Below are 16924 nucleotides of genomic sequence, written 5' to 3' on the forward strand. Positions count from 1 at the left end.
ATACAGTCTCCTAAAGCTCGTCCCCCGGAGGCATCATGAGACCCAGGCTGGTCTTGACGCTCGCCGTACTTCCCATAGCCCTGACGGCTTGCGGTGGAGGCGGTTCGAGCGGCACCCCCGTCGCCCCGTCAGTGGCCGACGCCACGTCCGACAGCCGCGCCGTCAAGAGCGGCGGCACCCTGAACATCGCGCTCAACGCCGACCCCGACGCGCTCGACCCGAGCGTGTCCACCACGCTGGTGGGCCGCGAGGTGTTCGCGAGCATGTGCGAGAAGCTCTTCGACATCGACGCGAAGGCCACGCTGGTCCCGCAGCTCGCCACCGCCCTGCCCGAGGTCTCGGGCGACGGCAAGGAAGTGACGATCAAGCTGCGCGAGGGCGTGAAGTTCAACGACGGCACCGCCTTCGACGCGGAGGCGGTCAAGAAGTCGCTCGATCGCCACCGTACGTGGGAGAAGTCGGCCCGCCAGGCCGACCTGGCCGCCGTGTCGAAGGTGAGCGTGGTCGATCCGGCCACCATCAAGCTCACGCTGGCGCGCGCGTTCACGCCGCTGACGGCGCAGCTCGCCGACCGCGCCGGGATGATCATGTCGCCCAAGGCGCTGGAGGCGGCGGGCGACAACTTCGGCGCTAGCCCGGTGTGCGTCGGGCCGTTCAAGTTCGCCGCGCGCACCTCCGGCAGCCAGATCGTGCTGGACAAGGCGCCCGACTACTACGACGCCGCCAAGGTGAAGCTCGACAAGCTCGTATACAAAATCATCGTCGACCCGAACGTACGGGCCGCGAACCTGAAGTCCGGCGACGTCCAGGTGGCCGACCAGCTGGCCACGACCACGGTCAAGGGCGTGCAGGCCGACCCGAACCTCACCGTCGTGTCCGGCGGCGGGCTCGGCTACTACGGCCTGACGATCAACACCGGCAACGCCAACGGCTCCACCGAGAAGCCGGGCACGGTCAGCACCCCGCTGGCCAAGAGCCCGCAGCTGCGGGAGGCGTTCGAGCTGGCGCTGGACCGCGACCAGATCAACAAGACCGTCTACAACGGCCTGTACGAGGCCGACTGCTTCCCGCTGCCCGCCGACAGCCCTTACCGCTCGCCCTCGCTCCAGTGCGCCAAGCGCGACCTGGCCAAGGCCAAGCAGCTGGTGCAGGCCTCCGGCGTGCCGACGCCCATCCCGGTCACGCTGACCACGCCCAACGACGCCACCAACCAGCGTCTGGCCCAGGTCATCCAGCAGATGACCAAGGAGGCGGGCTTCAACGTCACGGTGCAGACGGCCGAGTTCGTCAGCACACTGGAGCAGGGCAAGGCCGGCAAGTTCGACACCGTGCTCAACGGCTGGTCGGGCCGGGTGGACCCGGACGGCAACCTGTCGAACCTGATCACCAGCCGCGGCAGCAACAACTACAGCGGCATGTCCGACCCCGGCATCGACGACCCGATCAAGGAGGCCGCGGCGGTCACGGAGCCGGCCCAGCGCGCCGAGCTGTACGCCAAGGCGTTGCAGCGGGCGGCCGAGGTGCGCGGCGTCGTGTACCTGTATCACAACAAGTACTACCTGGGCATGAACAAGACCGTCGCCGGTGTCCAGTACTTCAAGGATGGCCTGCCGCGCTTCGTCACCGCTGGGTTCGCCGCCTGATGGTCTGGTTCATCCTCCGCAGAGCAGGCTCGGCGGTGATCGTGCTGTTCCTGGCCAGCATCCTGATCTTCCTCGGGATCAGGGCGCTGCCCGGGGACCCGGCCGTGGTGATGGCCGGTGAGGAGGCCTCGCCCGCGATGGTCGAGGCGATCCGCCACGAGTTCGGCCTGGACAAGCCCCTGCCCGCCCAATACCTCGACTACGTGGGCCAGACCCTGTCCGGCAATCTCGGCCGCTCCACCCAGGATCAGCTGCCGGTGGCCGACATTCTGGCCGAGCGGCTGCCGGTCACGCTGGAGCTGTCGGCGCTGGCCCTGCTGGTGGCGATCGTCGTGGGCCTGGGCGCGGGCATCGTGGCCGCGATCAAGCGGGGCCGGCTGCCCGACTACGTGGCCACCGGCTTCGGCCTGGCGGGGCTGTCCGTGCCGCACTTCTGGCTGGGCCTGCTCGGCATCCTGCTGTTCGCGGTGACGCTGCGCTGGCTGCCCGCCTCCGGGTACGTCCCGTTCACCCAGGACGCCGGCCAGAACCTGCAGCGCATGATCCTGCCCGCCCTGGTGCTCGGCACCGGGTTCGCGGCGATCTTGATGCGGCAGACGCGCTCGGCCATGCTGGGCGCGCTGTCGGCCGACTATGTGCGGACCGCCCGGTCCAAGGGCCTGTCGGAGGCCAAGGTGGTGGGCGCGCACGCGCTGCGCAACAGCCTCACGACCGTGGTGACCGTCCTGGGCCTGCAACTGGGCGCACTGATCAGCGGCGCGGTGGTGACGGAGCAGATCTTCGTCATCCCCGGTTTCGGCAAGCTGACCGTAGACGCCGTGCTCACCCGCAACTATCCGGTCATCCAGGCCGTGGTGCTGATCACGGTCATCGGATATGTGCTGGTCAACCTCCTGGTCGACATCGCGTACGCCTTCCTCAACCCCCGCATCCGGCTGTCGGGAGGCGGGCATGGCTGACGCGCTGACCGTACCGGCGACGACGGGCCGCGCCGATCGCCGCCGCAGGCTGTGGCGGCGCTTCAGGCGGCGTCCGATGCCGATGGCGGGGCTGGTGCTCGTTGCCGGGTTCCTGCTGCTGGCGCTGCTCGGACCCCTGCTCACCGGCGATCCGTCGGCGCAGGACTACACCGCCACGCTCGCCCCGCCGTCGGGCGCGCACCCGCTCGGCACCGACGACCTGGGCCGGGACGCCCTGGCCAGGATCGCGCACGGTGCGCAGGTATCGCTGCAGGCCGGCGTGCTGTCCACACTTCTGGCCATGGCGATCGGCATCCCGATCGGGCTGGTGGCCGGGTTCTACCGGCGCTGGCTGGACCCGGTCGTGATGCGGCTGGTCGACGTGACGCTGGCCTTCCCGTTCCTGGTGTTCGCGGTGGGGCTGGCGGCGATCATCGGCCCCTCGCTGAAGGGTGTGGTGCTGGCGCTCGGCTTCTCCCAGTTGCCGGCGGTCATCCGGATCACCCGTGGCGAGGTGCTGGCGATCAAGGAGATGGACTACGTGGCCGCGGCCATCGCCGACGGCGCGACCGACCGCCACATCCTGCTCCGCTACGTGCTGCCGAACTGCTCCAGCCCGCTCATCGTGCAGGCCACGGTGGCGATCCCGGCGGCGATCATCGGTGAGTCGACCCTGTCGTTCCTGGGCCTGGGGGTCCAGCCGCCGACGCCGTCGTGGGGCGTGATGCTCACCACCGCCCAGCAGTACCTGGACGTCGCGCCGTGGCTGGCGATCTGGCCGGGACTGATGATCGCGCTGGCCACGCTCGGCTTCAACCTGCTGGGCGACGGGCTGCGTGACGTTCTCGACCCGAGGAGCGGCCGATGAGCCTACTCGAGATCACCGATCTGACCGTCGACTTCGACACCGAGGACGGCCTGGTACAGGCGGTCAGGGGCATCTCGCTCGAACTGGGCGAGGGCGAGATCCTGGCGCTCTGCGGCGAGTCGGGCTGCGGCAAGTCGGTCACCGCGATGTCCGTGCCGAGGCTGCTGCCGCCGGACACGACCAGGCTGTCGGGCTCGGTCAAGCTCGACGGCCGCGAGCTGACCACGCTGCCCGAGTCGCGGATGCGGCAGATCAGGGGCAAGGACGTGTCGGTCGTCTTCCAGGAGCCGATGACCTCGCTCAACCCGTCGTTCACGGTCGGCTACCAGATCACCGAGGTGCTGCGCAGGCACGAAGGGCTCTCCCGCAGGGCCGCGCGGGACCGCGCGGTGGAGCTGCTCGAACTGGTCGGCATCCCGCTGCCCGCCCGCCGGATCAAGGAGTACCCGCACCAGCTCTCGGGCGGCATGCGCCAGCGGGTGATGATCGCGATCGCGGTGGCCTGCTCGCCGCGCGTGCTGATCGCCGACGAGCCCACGACCGCGCTGGACGTGACGATCCAGGCGGGCGTGCTCGACGTGTTCCGCGACCTGCGCGACCGGCTCGGCACCGCGGTCATCCTGATCACCCATGACCTGGGCGTGGTCGCCGACATCGCCGACCGGGCCGTGGTCATGTACGCGGGCCGGGCCGTGGAGCAGGCGCCCGTCACCGAGCTGTTCGCGCGACCGCGCCATCCGTACACGCTCGGCCTGATGAACGCCCTGCCGTCGGCCGCCGTGAACGGCCGGCTCGCCGAGATCCCCGGCATGGTGCCCTCGCCGCTGACGGACCCGGACGAGTGCGCCTTCCAGGCGCGCTGCACCCGCGCGCAGGACGACTGCCGAAGCAAAAGACCCCAGCTAGAACCCCAACTGCCGGACGATCATCTGGCGGCCTGCTTCCACCCGGGAGGGCGGTCGTGATCCTGGAGATCGACAACCTGGTCAAGCACTACGGCCAGGTACGCGCCGTGGACGGCCTGTCGCTGAGCATCGGCCAGGGCGAGGTGCTCGGCCTCGTCGGCGAGTCGGGCAGCGGCAAGTCGACCGTCGGCAAGTGCGTACTGCGGCTCACCGAGCCCACCTCGGGCGGCATCCGGCTCGACGGCCGCGACATCACCCACCTGTCGCGCCGGGCCATGCGCCCGCTGCGCAGGGACGTCCACATGGTCTTCCAGGACCCCTACTCCTCGCTCAACCCGCGCTTCACGATCGAGCAGATCGTCGGCGAGCCGCTGCTGCACCACGGGATCGCGAGCCGACGCGAGGCCGGCGGGCGGGTCGCCGCCATGCTGGAGCAGGTCGGGCTGCGGCCGGAGATGAGGACGCGCTTCCCGCACGAGCTGTCCGGCGGGCAGCGGCAGCGGGTGGGGCTGGCCCGCGCGCTGATCCTGGAGCCCAAGCTGGTGGTGGCAGACGAGCCGGTGTCCGCGCTGGACGTGTCGGTGCAGGCGTCGGTGCTCAACCTGATCACCGACCTGCAGCGGGAGATGGGCTTCTCCTGCCTGTTCATCACCCATGACCTGTCGGTGGTGGAGTTCCTGGCCGACCGGATCGCGGTCATGTACCTGGGCAAGATCGTGGAGTCGGGGCCGACGGCGCAGATCTTCGCCGAACCCCGCCACCCCTACACGCAGGCGCTGCTGTCGGCGGCGCCGGTGGCCGATCCGGTCAGGCAGCGCGAACGGCGCCGGATCGTGCTGGGCGGCGACGTGCCGAGCCCGGTCGATCCGCCCGCCGGCTGCCGCTTCCACACCCGGTGCCCGCTGGCGTACGACGCCTGCCGGACGAGCGAGCCGGCACTGACGGACCCCCGTACGAGCGGCCACCCGGTCGCCTGTCACCTGGTCACGGCGGACCACGTGCCCGACGCGGCCGCCACCCGATGAAGGGACGCGCTTTGTTCACCACCAGGCCCGAGCTGACCGGAGACTTCGGCATGGTGGCCAGCACGCACTGGCTGGCCTCCGCTACCGGCATGAGCGTGCTCGAACGCGGCGGCAACGCCTTCGACGCGGCCGTCGCCGCCGGATTCGTCCTTCAGGTGGCGGAGCCGCACCTGAACGGGCCCGCCGGCGAGGTGCCCATCCTGCTGTGGAGCCAGGACGAGGAGCGGGTGTCGGTCGTGTGCGGGCAGGGCGTCGCCCCCGCCGCCGCCACGATCGACCGGTTCACCGGCCTGGGGCTCGACGTGGTGCCCGGCACCGGGCTGCTGGCGGCCACCGTACCCGGGGCGTTCGGCGGCTGGATGCTCATGCTGGAGCGCTGGGGCACCTGGACGCTGGCCGACGTGCTCGAACCCGCCATCCACTACGCCACCCACGGCGTCCCGGTGCTCGACCGGATCGCCGCCACGGTCACGTCGGTCGAGCGGCTCTTCCTCGAGGACTGGCCGACGTCGGCCGCGACCTGGCTGCCGCAGGGGAAGGTGCCGGGAGCCAAGCTGACCAATCCCGTGCTGGCCGCCACCTACCGCAGGCTCGTCTCCGAGGCGCGGGCCGCGTCGCCCAGCCGTGAGGGGCAGATCGCGGCCGCCCGCGACGCCTGGTACCAGGGGTTCGTCGCCGAGACCATCGCCCGGTTCAGCACCGAGACCGCTTGGCGCGACAGCTCGGGCGAGGTCCACGGCGGTCTGCTCACCGGCGACGACCTGGCGGGCTGGTCGGCGTCGGTCGAGGAGCCGGTCACCTTCGACTACCACGGGCACACGGTCTGCAAGACGGGCCCGTGGGGGCAGGGACCGGTCTTCCTTCAGCAGCTCGCCCTGCTGTCGGGGTTCGACCTGGACGCGATGGGGCAGCTCAGCGCCGACTACGTGCACACGGTGATCGAGAGCGCCAAGCTCGCCTTCGCCGATCGCGAAGCCTGGTACGGCGACGCCGAGGTGCCGATGGCCGACCTGCTCGACGACGAGTACAGCGCGAAGCGGCGCGCGATCATCGGCGTCGAGGCCAGCATGGAGCTGCGGCCGGGCGCACCGGGCGGGCGCCCGCCTCGGCTGCCGGTGTTCCCCGGTGCCGGCACGGTCAGCACCGCGCCGGGCATCTCGGGCGTACGGTCCGGTGTGGGCGAGCCCACGGTCGGTTCCGACGGCTCCACCCGTGGCGACACCTGTCACGTGGACGTCGTGGACCGGCACGGCAACATGGTCTCCGCCACGCCGAGCGGCGGCTGGCTGCAGAGCTCGCCCACGATCCCCGAGCTGGGCTTCTGCCTCGGCACGCGGGCGCAGATGTTCTGGCTGCAGGAAGGACTGCCCGCCTCGCTGCGACCGGGCACGCGCCCGCGCACCACGCTGTCACCGTCGTTCGCGCTGCGCGAGGGCAAGCCGTGGCTGGCCTTCGGTACGCCCGGCGGCGACCAGCAGGACCAGTGGAGCCTGAACTTCTTCCTCTCCCTCGTCCACGGCGGGCTCAACCTGCAGCAGGCCGTCGACGCCCCCATGTTCCACTCCGAGCACTTCCCCAGCTCGTTCTTCCCGCGCGGCTCCCGGCCGGGCGTCATGCACGTGGAGAACCGGCTGGACCCGGCGGTGGTCGCCGAGCTCCGGCGGCGTGGCCACCAGGTGGAGGTGCAGGGTCCGTGGTCGCTCGGCCGGCTCAGCGCGGTCGCCCGTGACGGCGGCTTCCTGAAGGCCGCCGCCAACCCGCGCGGCGCCCAGGGCTACGCGGCCGGCCGATGATCGAGCTGTCCGAGCTGGCCTTCCTGGCCGGGGCGGGCCTGCTGGCCGGGGCGGTCAACGCCCTGGCCGGCGGGGGCACCCTGATCTCCTTTCCGGCGCTGCTGGCGCTCGGCTATCCGAGCATCACCGCCTCGGTGACGAACGCGGTGGCGCTGTGGCCCGGCTACCTGGGCGGCGTCCTGGGCTACCGGGCCGAGCTGCGCGGGCAGCGGCGCCGGGCCACGGTGCTCGCGGCCACCACCGTGCTCGGCGCGATCGCGGGCAGCTCGCTGCTGCTGCTCACACCGGGGCGGCTGTTCGACTCGCTGGTGCCGTGGCTGGTGGCCTTCGCCAGTCTGGCGCTGCTGGCCCAGCCCTGGCTGCGCAAGCGCTTCGAGGGTGACGGGCGGCAGGGCACCAGCGGGCTGGTCCACGTCGGGGTGTTCCTCGGCGGCTGCTACGGCGCCTATTTCAACGGCGGCATGGGAGTGCTGCTGCTGGCGGTGCTCGGGCTGTTCCTGCATGACGACCTGCATCGGGTCAACGCCGTGCGGGCCACTCTGTCCCTGGTGATCAGCACGGTGTCGGTGGTGGCGTTCTCGCTGTTCGGGCCCGTGCGGTGGGAGGCGGTGGCGGTGGTCGCGCCGGCGAGCCTGGCGGGTGGCTTCCTCGGCACCCGTCTGGCCCGGCTCATGCCGCCCGCGGTGCTGCGCGGCGTGGTGGTCGTCTTCGGGCTGGGCGTAGCCACGGTACTCGCCCTTCGCTGAACACTCGCCCTGCGCTGACCGGTCAGGCGACCGTGGCCTCGATCAGGTCGTCCACGACCGCCGCCAGGTGCCCGGTGCGGGCGTGCGCCCTGCGCTGCCGCTCCGCTCCGGAACCCCGGCCGAGCAGCCGGTCCAGCCCTTCTTCGACCACCGGCAGATCACCGGCCTCGGCCGCGGCGTCCCGTACGTGCTCCAGAAGACGGCCCGCCATCACCCGCGCCGGCACCAGCGCACCCTCACGCACGTCGAGACTGTCGCCGCCCAGGCCGTCACGGGCGGCGCGCCAGTAGGCGGCCCGTATGACCTCCGACGGGATCGGCGGCCCGCGGTCACCGTGCGCCACGGCGGCCAGCGCGGTCACGACCAGGCTGCGGATCAGCCCGATGATGGTGAGGCTGTCGCTGACATCCAGCGGCACGTCGGCGACGCGCACCTCGATGGTCGGCAGCGAGGGTGACGGGCGCGCGTCCCAGTACACCGTCTTGGGGTCCATCAGCGCGCCCGACTGCGACAGCGCGCGCAGCGCCAGCTCGTAGTCGGCGTACGACGGGAAGTACGGCGGCGCGCCCGAGACCGGCCACCGGCCCCAGCTGATCACCCGCCAGGACGCGTAGCCGGTGTCGCGCCCCACGAAGAAGGGCGAGTTCGCGGCCAGCGCGATCAGCGTGGGCAGCCATGGGCGTAGGTGATTGCCGACGTAGACGGCCTGTTCCTCGTCGGGGACGTCCACGTGCACGTGCAGGGCGCAGATGGTGAGCTCGTCCTGCAACGCGCGGTAGAGGATCCGGCCCTGCTCGTAGCGGACGTCGTCGGTGAGCGGAATCGGCACCACGTCACCGAGGACGGGAATGCCGCTGGCGACCACGGCCAGCCCGCACGAGCGGGCCGCCGCGGCCACCTCCTTGCGCGCGGCCCTCAGCCGCGTGCCTAACTCACCGAGGTCGGCCGAAGGGGCGGTACGGGCCTCGACCTGGAAACGGGTGATCTCGTGAACGACGTCTAGGACGTCCGTCGCGGCGGCCAACACCTCTGCCGCCCGGGGAGCCACATGGCGCGACCAGGGATCGACGATGAGGTACTCCTCCTCGATCCCGATAAGAGGAGTCACATCCCTTTTATGCCCCTTTTCCGCTAGGCAAAGCGATGTGGGCCATAGAGTGCGTACGGCCTTCCCTCGGCGAGCGCCCAATACCGGTCGCCGAAGGACCAGTGCCACCACTCCGTCGGGTAGTTGACCAGGCCAACAGGCTCCAGGGCGTCAGCGAGGATCTTGCGATGGGCGCGGGCGTCGGCCGAGATGTTCGTGGCGTCCATATAGCAGGCGCCGTCGCTCTCCTCCGGGTTGTCGTTGACCTGGGTGCCCATGTCGTACTCCGTGCCGTCGGGCGCGGTGAGCGTCAGGTCGACGGCGGCTCCGGCGGTGTGCGGGGCGACTTCGACCGGCGACACATACCGACTCGCCGCGATATATGCCTCGTCAGGCGACATTTCGCGGAAAGCAGCGCGCAGCCCGTCGCGGTACTCATCGAAGATCCGGCGCTGCGTGTCGATCGGCCGGTAGCCCTCGACGACCAGCAGGTGGAAGCCGTCGGGCAGTCGCCGTTCGGCTCGCTCCAGCCGCGCCAGCAGCCCGGACCGCAGGTGCGCGTAGGCACCCGCGCGGTCGGCCATCCGCTCGTCCACACGCAGGCGGCCGCGTACGTCCGCCAGTTCCTCGCCGTTGTCGCGCACCGGGATCGCGGCGACGCGGGGATCAGAGATCAGCACGATGTCGCTCGTGGGCTGCCACATAGGCAGAAATTCTCACACAGTGTCGGAGAAAACCTGATCTCGGGCCTGCGCCAAGGCCGCGACCAGGGCGCCGCGCAGCACCGGATTGCCCGCCACCCCGGTCGTGACGACCTTGGGCCGGGTCGGGCAGAACCGGGCGACGGCCTCCTCGACCTTGGCGGCCAGACGTTCGCCGCCCGCCCGGCCGACGTCGCCGCTGAGCACGATCAGGCCGGGGTCGAGGACGACCGTCACGGCCGCGGCCCCCACCGCCAGGCGCGCCGCCACCTCGTCCAGGTACCTGTCGCAGCCGTTGCGTACCTGGTCGGGGACCGTGGTGCCGAGCACGCCGTGCGTGGTGGCGAGCCCGCTCAGCGCGTCGTGCCCGACCAGCCGCTGGAAGGAGCCCGAGGTCGGCTGCGTCACATCGAGGGGCAGCGGTTCGCCCGGCACGGGCAGCCAGCCGATCTCACCCGCCGTCCCGGTGATGCCCCGGTGCAGCCGCCCGCCGAGCATGACGCCCAGCCCTTGGCCGACACCCGCCCAGATGACCACGAAGTCGTCGTGTCCGGCGGCGGCGCCGTAGCGGTGCTCGGCCAGCGCGACCAGGTTCACGTCGTTCTCGATGATCACCGGAACGCCCAGCGTCTGGCGCAGGCTGGCCAGCACGCCGACGTGCCAGGCCGGCAGGTCGCAGGAGAAGCGCACGTCGCCGCTGCCCGGATCGACCACGCCCCTGGTGCCGATCACGAAGGCGCGCAGCTGTGACAGGCTGACGCGGGCCGAGGCGCAGGCCCGCTGGACGGCGGAGTGCACGGCCTTGACCGGATCCCCGTCCGCCGGGTTGACGGTGACCTCGACCACGATCTGCCCTGTGATGTCCGCCACACCAACGGTGAGGCTGTCGGGCAGCACTTCGAGCCCGGCGACGTACGCGCTGGACGGGTTCACCGCGTACAGGGCCGCGTGCGGACCCCTGCCTCCCGCCCGCTCCCCCGCCACCCGGACGAGCCCCCGCTCCTCCAGCCGGGCAAGCAGCTGACCTGCGGTCACCTTGGACAAGCCGGTCCGCTCACCGAGCTCCGCACGGGTCAGCGGCCCGTCCTCCAGGAGGAGTTCGAGTGCCGTGCGGTCGTTCAACCGGCGGAGCAGCCGAGGGATCCCCGGGCTTCGGCTCATCGACGCGCTCCCTCTCGTCACGAATGGCTAACGGGCGTTTTTTTTAAGAAAGTTTCTTGTTAGTTTAGCAGCAGTCGTTCGGACATGCAGATCAGCCTGGTGCGGACCGCAAGCGAGCACCCGGGAAGGGAGAACCCTGTGAGGATCGCGCAGATCACCGCCACTACGGTCACCACGGCCGCTCTGGCCCTGGGCCTGGCCGCCTGTGGTTCCGGCGGGACGCCCGCGGCTTCGCCGAGCGCGGCGGCCTCCGCCCCCGCGTCCGGCCCCAAGTACGCGGGCAAGGAGCTGACCTTCTGGCGCCTGGGCGACAGCAACCCCGCCGCGCAGAAGTACACCGACGAACTGGTCGCCGCCTTCGAGCAGCAGACCGGCGCGAAGGTGAAGGTCGAGTGGATCCCGTGGCCGCAGGTGAACGACAAGTTCACCGCCGCGGCGGCCGGTGGCACCGGTCCCGACGTCACCGAGATCGGCAACGACCAGGTGCCGCTGTGGCAGAGCCAGGAGGCCCTGGAGCCCGTCACCGACATCGTCGCCTCGGGCGACCAGGCGCAGATCCCGAAGAATCTGATGGGCCTGGAGACTATCGACGGCGAGACGTACGCCGTGCCGTGGGGCGGCGGCAGCCGGGCGGTCCTGTACCGGGCCGACTGGTTCAAGGAGCTCAAGATCGAGGTCCCGAAGACCTGGGACGACCTGGTCGCCGCGGCCAAGAAGATCCAGTCCAAGAAGGGCAAGGACGTCGACGGGTTCGCCTTCAACGGCGGCTCCGACGCCAACCACCTGCTGGGCGCCCTCGCCTGGACCGCCGGCGGCGACTACGCCGTCAAGGAGGGCGACAAGTGGGTCGGCAAGCTGACCGACCCCGCCTTCAAGTCCGGCTTCGCCCAGTACACCGGCCTGGTCACCGACGGCCTGTCCAGCAAGTCGCGGCTCACCCAGAACACCACCGACATCCGCACCCGCTTCGCCAACAACAAGGTCGGCATGTACCTCACCGCGTCGTGGGACCTGCCGGGCATCGACGAGGACAGCAAGGGCAAGCTCAAGGGCGACAAGCTGGCCTTCTTCCCGCTCCCGTCCAAGGACGGCGGCGAGGCGCAGTCCTTCCTCGGCGGCAACGACATCGCCGTGTGGGGTGGCGCCAAGGAGAAGGACGCGGCCAAGGAGTTCGTGAAGCTGGCCTCCGGCAAGGAGTGGGGCGACAAGTACGCCAAGGACGGCGGCCTGCTCCCCGTCTACCCGGACGCCCTGGCCGCGCTGGCCAGCGACCCGGCCCAGGCGCCGTTCGCCGCCGCCTTCGCCAAGGCCAAGGCCTTCCCGGCCAGCCCGCACTGGACCGAGGCCAACGAGACCAAGGCGGTGCTGCAGAACGCGGCCCGCACGGTGATCGAGGGCAAGTCGTCGGCCGACGACGCGCTGGCCAAGGCCAACAAGGAGCTCGAAGACATCCTCAACGCCGCCTCATAGCCTTATGACGAACACCTCGACGCTCGCCAGGGGTGGCGGCCAGTCCTCCACCCCCCGGCGGCCCAACTCCCACCGCCCGGCCCGGGCCAGCGGCCTGCCCACCTGGTCGGTGCCGTACGTGCTGCTGATCCCCGGCCTGCTGGTGATCGGGGCGCTGCTGCTCTACCCGCTGTTCCAGGTCGGGGTCATCGCCTTCCAGAAGGTGGGCCTGGTCCAGATCAGCGGCAGGAAGCCCGCCACCTGGGTCGGCTGGGACAACTTCACCCGCATCTTCGACAACGAGATCTTCTGGTCCTCGCTGCGCAACACGCTCGTCTTCGCCGTCGTCGCGGTGTCGCTGACGCTGATCGTCGGCACGGCGGTGGGCGTCCTGCTCAACAAGCTCGGCAGAAAGATGTCCACGTTCGTGGTGGTCGGCATCATGTTCGCGTGGGCCGTGCCGCCGGTGGCGCAGGGCGTCATCTGGAAGTGGCTGTTCGACGCGGAGGCGGGGGTCATCAATTGGGCACTCAACCTGCTGCCCGACTGGCTGTCGAGCCTGCTCTTCGGCCGGACCGACTGGACCGGCCAGCCCTGGCTCAACGACGCGTGGTCCATCTACATGGTGCTGATCATCTGCGTCGTCTGGGCGAGCTTCCCGTTCGTGGCCGTGTCGGTGCTGGCGGGGCTCAAGGGCATCCCGGCCGAGCTGTACGAGGCCGCGCGGGTGGACGGGGCGTCGGCCTGGCGGACGTTCAGGAAGATCACCTTTCCGCTGCTCAAGCCGGTCTTCGCGGTGCTGACCGTACTGTCGATCATCTGGGACTTCAAGGTCTTCTCCCAGCTGTACGTGCTCATGGGCGGCCCATCGAACCGTGAGGCGTTCAACCTGTCGATCTACTCCTACGCCGAGGCTTTCCGGCCGCCGCCCAAGATGGGCTCCGGCGCGGCGATCGCCCTGGTGCTGACCGCGATCCTGCTGGTCGTCACCGCGGTGTACGTCAGGCAGCTCGTCAAGCAGGAGGAGATGTGAGCCCGCTCGCGCGCAAACAACTCGGCAAGATCGCGCTGAACGCGGCCGGGCTGCTGGTGTTCCTGATCGCGATCTTCCCCGTGTACTGGATGGCCTCGACCTCGTTCAAGGCCAACGACCAGATCTTCACCACCGACTTCATCCCGTTCCCCACCCATTTCACCTTCGAGCACGTCGACCGGGTGCTGAGCGAGGGCGTGGCCGGGCACTCGATCTGGCTCTACATGCGCAACAGCGCCATCGTGGCCGGGGGCACCGTGCTCATCGGGGCGGTCTTCTCGCTGCTGGCGGCGACCGCGGTGGCCCGCTTCAGGTTCAAGGGGCGCAACACGTTCCTGATCCTGCTGCTGATCGTGCAGATGATCCCCTCCGAGGCGCTGCTCATCCCGCTGTTCCTGAGCGTCAAGCGGCTCGGCCTGTACGACCAGCTGGCCGGCCTGATCCTCGTCAACGTGGGGCTCACGCTGCCCTTCGGCATCTGGATGCTGCGCACGTTCGTCGCCGCCGTGCCCAAGTCGCTGGAGGAGGCGGCCTGGATCGACGGCGCGGGGCGGATGGCCACGTTCTGGAAGGTGCTCTTCCCCCTGGTCGCGCCGGGCCTGGTGGCCACCAGCATCTTCTCGTTCATCACCGCGTGGAACGAGCTGATCTTCGCGCTGGTCCTGATGAGCGGCTCGGAGGGCTACACGATGCCGGTCGCCATGCAGTACTTCTTCGGGCAGAAGGGCACCGACTGGGGCGCCATCATGGCCAGCTCCACGATGATGACCATCCCGGTCGTCGTCTTCTTCCTGCTGGTTCAGCGCCGCATGGTCTCCGGTCTGGTGGCCGGGGCCGTCAAGGGCTGACCGATCCACGGATCTTCGTGCGGCTTAGCCGTGCCCCGACCGTGCCTGAAACTCCATTGATGAGGAGCTATGAGTCAGAGTGATCGGGGGCTGCGCCGCCTCGCGGCCGGCACGCTGCTCGTCGCCTTCCAGGGCACCACGGCGCCCGACTGGGTGCTGCGCGAGCTCGAGAACGGCCTGGGTGGTGTCACCCTCTTCGGCTTCAACGTCGCCGCCCCGGACCGGTTGCGGGCGCTGACCGCGTCCCTGCGCGCGGCCGGCGAACCCGTCATCTCCCTGGATGAGGAGGGCGGCGACGTCACCCGCCTGGCCTACCACGTCGGCAGCCCGTACCCGGGCAACGCGGCGCTGGGCGCGGTGGACGACGCCGAGCTCACCCACCGGGTCTACCGGGCGATCGGCTCGGAGCTGGCCGCCTGCGGCATCAACCTGGACATGGCGCCCGACGCCGACGTCAACACCGAGGCCGACAACCCGGTGATCGGCACCAGGTCGTTCGGCGACGACCCCGAGCTGGTGGCCAGGCACACGGTGGCCGCCGTCCAGGGCCTGCAGTCGGTGAACGTGGCCGCCTGCGTCAAACACTTCCCCGGCCACGGCGCCACCCGGGTCGACTCGCACGTGTCCGTGCCCGTCGTGGACGTCACACTCAACGTACTGCGCGAGCGCGAACTGGTGCCGTTCCGGGCGGCGATCGGCGCGGGGACCAAGTCGATCATGACCGCGCACGTGGCGGTGCCCGCGCTGACCGGCCCGACCCCGGCCACGCTGTCGCCCGCCGCACTGACCGAACTGCTCAGGGGCGAGCTCGGGTACGACGGCGCGGTCATCAGCGACGCGATGGACATGCACGCCATCACCAAGAGCGTCGGCCTGGCCGGTGGCGCCGTGCTGTCGCTGACCGCGGGGGCCGATCTGCTCTGTCTGGGCCCGCTGCCCACTTACGAAGACGTACGGCACATCGTCGACGAGATCGTCACGGCCGTACAGGAGGGGCGGCTGCCCGCGGCTCGGCTGGAGGAGGCCGCGGCCAGGCTGGCGGCGCTGCGCGAGTGGTTCGGCTCGCCCGGTTCGCCCACGGTCGAGCAGAACGGGGTCGGCCTGCACGCCGCCAGGCGCGCGGTGCGGCTCACGGGCGTGACGGGGCCGCTGGTCGAGCCGCTGGTCATCGAGGTGGACACGCCGCCGACGATCGCCGTCGGCGACGTGCCCTGGGGCGTGGGGCCATGGCTGCCCCAGGCCGAGATCATCCGGGTGAAGCCGGCCGACGCGGACGTGCCGGTGCTGCTGGCGAAGGCCACGCACCGGTCGCTGGTCCTGGTGATCAAGGACGCGCACCGCAACGAGGCCAGCCGCGAGCTGGTCTCCGCCCTGGTGGCGGCCCGGCCCGACGCGACGGTGATCGAGATGGGACTGCCGATCTGGCGGCCGGACAGCGCGGCCTACATCGCGACGTACGGCGCGGCCCGCGCGAACGCCCAGGCCGCCGTGGAACTGCTCACGGTTTGAGGAGTGCCTCGCGGGCCTGGTCCAGGGCCGCGAGGACAGCGCCACGCAGCACCGGGTTCTTGTCGGTGACCGTGGTGGTGACGACCTGGGGGCGTACGGGGCAGATGCGCGCCACGGCCTCCTCCACCCGGGCGGTGAGCGCGCTGCCACCGGCCTGGCCCACCTCGCCCGCCAGCACGACCAGGCCCGGATCGAGGATCACGCAGACCGAGGCCACGCCGAGCGCGAGCCGGTGCGCGATCTCATCGAGAAAGGGCTCGCCCCCGGCTCCGGCCGCCATGGCGACCTTCACGCACTCCCCGGCGCTCTCGGCCGTGAACCCGTAGCCCTCCGCGAGTTCGCCCACGGCCTCGGCGCTGACGAGCGACTGCAGGCCGCCCGCTAGCGAGGGCAGGCGGCCCGGCTCGGTGCGGATGTCCTCGGGCAGGGGTACGCCGGGCACCGGCAGGTAGCCGATCTCGCCCGCGCTGCCCGAACGCCCCCGGTGCAGCTTGCCGCCGAGCATCACCGCGAGACCGAGGCCACGGGCGGACCAGAGCAGCACGAAGTCGTCGAGCCCCTGGGCGGCGCCGTCGGCGCGCTCGGCGATCGCGGCCAGGTTGACGTCGTTCTCGATCGTCACCTCGCGTTTGAGGTCACCGGCGAGCGCCTCGTGGATGCCCTCGTGCCAGCCGGGCAGGTCGAAGGAGAAGCGCACGTCGCCGCTGCGCGGATCGACCACGCCGGGAGTGCCGATGACCACGCCGCGCAGCCGGCCGATGCTGATCTTGGCGCTGCGGCAGGCCTTCATGATCGCGCCGTGCACCACCGAGACCGGGTCGTCGAGGTCGGCGGGATCGACGGAGACCTCGGCGATCGTCCGGCCGTGGATGTCGGCGACGGCCGCGGAGATCAGCTCGGGCCCCACCTCGAGCCCGGCCACGTAGGCGCTGGAGGGGATGACGGAGTAGAGCGCCGCGTTGGGGCCGCGCCCGCCGGCCTGCGTGCCGACGACCTCGACCAGCCCGCGCTCCTCCAGCCGGGACAGCGTCTGCGAGGCGGTGACCTTGGACAACCCGGTCCGATCGCCGATCTGCCCCCGCGTCATCGGCCCCGTGGCCAGCAACAACTCCAGTGCGGCCCGGTCGTTGATCTCCCTGAGCAGTCTGGGCACACCAGGGCGTCGCTCCACGCTGAATCCCACCGTCAAATCGAAAA

General features: G+C 70.7%; 15 protein-coding genes. 11 read left to right on the forward strand and 4 right to left on the reverse strand.

Features of this window, described 5'->3' with window-relative positions:
• The first annotated feature begins 35 nt into the window (after positions 1-35).
• From AB0B64_RS03810 to AB0B64_RS03840, 7 genes are read left to right on the forward strand one after another with little or no spacing between them, the layout of a single operon-like run.
• The gene (locus AB0B64_RS03810; protein ID WP_358174422.1) at positions 36-1643 is read left to right on the forward strand and encodes an ABC transporter substrate-binding protein; all 1608 of its coding nucleotides are present in this window, start codon (positions 36-38) and stop codon (positions 1641-1643) included.
• Positions 1643-2602 carry an ABC transporter permease gene (locus AB0B64_RS03815; protein ID WP_357946983.1) on the forward strand — a complete coding sequence of 320 codons (960 nt, stop codon included), beginning with the start codon at positions 1643-1645 and terminating at the stop codon, positions 2600-2602. Before AB0B64_RS03810 ends, AB0B64_RS03815 begins: the two co-directional genes overlap by 1 nt.
• Positions 2595-3470 (forward strand): ABC transporter permease, encoded by an 876-nt coding sequence (locus AB0B64_RS03820; RefSeq protein WP_358174425.1) that lies wholly within the window; start codon positions 2595-2597, stop codon positions 3468-3470. Before AB0B64_RS03815 ends, AB0B64_RS03820 begins: the two co-directional genes overlap by 8 nt.
• Positions 3467-4435 (forward strand): ABC transporter ATP-binding protein, encoded by a 969-nt coding sequence (locus AB0B64_RS03825; protein WP_358174428.1) that lies wholly within the window; start codon positions 3467-3469, stop codon positions 4433-4435. The genes AB0B64_RS03820 and AB0B64_RS03825 overlap by 4 nt, the downstream gene beginning before the upstream one ends.
• Positions 4432-5400 (forward strand): oligopeptide/dipeptide ABC transporter ATP-binding protein, encoded by a 969-nt coding sequence (locus AB0B64_RS03830; RefSeq protein WP_357946975.1) that lies wholly within the window; start codon positions 4432-4434, stop codon positions 5398-5400. The genes AB0B64_RS03825 and AB0B64_RS03830 overlap by 4 nt, the downstream gene beginning before the upstream one ends.
• Positions 5397-7193: a gamma-glutamyltransferase family protein gene (locus tag AB0B64_RS03835; RefSeq protein WP_358174431.1), complete on the forward strand. Its 1797-nt coding sequence runs from the start codon at positions 5397-5399 to the stop codon at positions 7191-7193. Before AB0B64_RS03830 ends, AB0B64_RS03835 begins: the two co-directional genes overlap by 4 nt.
• Complete coding sequence (locus AB0B64_RS03840; RefSeq protein WP_357946970.1) at positions 7190-7939, forward strand: sulfite exporter TauE/SafE family protein; 750 nt, start codon at positions 7190-7192, stop codon at positions 7937-7939. The genes AB0B64_RS03835 and AB0B64_RS03840 overlap by 4 nt, the downstream gene beginning before the upstream one ends.
• A 22-nt stretch (positions 7940-7961) precedes the next feature.
• Here the strand turns inward: AB0B64_RS03840 and AB0B64_RS03845 are convergent, their stop codons facing one another.
• From AB0B64_RS03845 to AB0B64_RS03855, 3 genes are read right to left on the reverse strand one after another with little or no spacing between them, the layout of a single operon-like run.
• Positions 7962-9047: a glutamate--cysteine ligase gene (locus tag AB0B64_RS03845; protein ID WP_357946968.1), complete on the reverse strand. Its 1086-nt coding sequence runs from the start codon at positions 9045-9047 to the stop codon at positions 7962-7964.
• Between the two features lie 23 nt (positions 9048-9070).
• The gene (locus AB0B64_RS03850; protein ID WP_357946965.1) at positions 9071-9730 is read right to left on the reverse strand and encodes a M15 family metallopeptidase; all 660 of its coding nucleotides are present in this window, start codon (positions 9728-9730) and stop codon (positions 9071-9073) included.
• A gap of 12 nt (positions 9731-9742) precedes the next feature.
• The gene (locus tag AB0B64_RS03855) at positions 9743-10888 is read right to left on the reverse strand and encodes an ROK family transcriptional regulator (protein ID WP_358174434.1); all 1146 of its coding nucleotides are present in this window, start codon (positions 10886-10888) and stop codon (positions 9743-9745) included.
• A 138-nt stretch (positions 10889-11026) separates the two neighbouring features.
• On the opposite strand from AB0B64_RS03855, the gene AB0B64_RS03860 reads away from it, so the two are divergent.
• The 4 genes from AB0B64_RS03860 to AB0B64_RS03875 all read left to right on the forward strand — a co-directional run bounded on the left by AB0B64_RS03860 (position 11027) and on the right by AB0B64_RS03875 (position 15727).
• Entirely contained in the window at positions 11027-12358 is a 1332-nt protein-coding gene (locus tag AB0B64_RS03860) for an extracellular solute-binding protein (RefSeq protein ID WP_357946961.1), read from the forward strand.
• Between the two features lie 4 nt (positions 12359-12362).
• A complete protein-coding gene (locus AB0B64_RS03865; RefSeq protein WP_357946958.1) occupies positions 12363-13370 on the forward strand; it encodes a sugar ABC transporter permease in 1008 nt (335 codons plus the stop codon).
• Positions 13367-14218: a carbohydrate ABC transporter permease gene (locus tag AB0B64_RS03870; protein ID WP_357946955.1), complete on the forward strand. Its 852-nt coding sequence runs from the start codon at positions 13367-13369 to the stop codon at positions 14216-14218. Before AB0B64_RS03865 ends, AB0B64_RS03870 begins: the two co-directional genes overlap by 4 nt.
• A 69-nt stretch (positions 14219-14287) precedes the next feature.
• Complete coding sequence (locus AB0B64_RS03875) at positions 14288-15727, forward strand: glycoside hydrolase family 3 protein (protein WP_358174437.1); 1440 nt, start codon at positions 14288-14290, stop codon at positions 15725-15727.
• Here AB0B64_RS03875 and AB0B64_RS03880 read toward each other — a convergent pair.
• A complete protein-coding gene (locus AB0B64_RS03880; protein ID WP_357946949.1) occupies positions 15717-16898 on the reverse strand; it encodes an ROK family transcriptional regulator in 1182 nt (393 codons plus the stop codon). The genes AB0B64_RS03875 and AB0B64_RS03880 overlap by 11 nt on opposite strands.
• Between the last annotated feature and the right edge of the window lie 26 nt (positions 16899-16924).

The sequence above is a fragment of the Nonomuraea sp. NPDC049129 genome (assembly GCF_040648495.1).
Lineage (GTDB): Bacteria > Actinomycetota > Actinomycetes > Streptosporangiales > Streptosporangiaceae > Nonomuraea.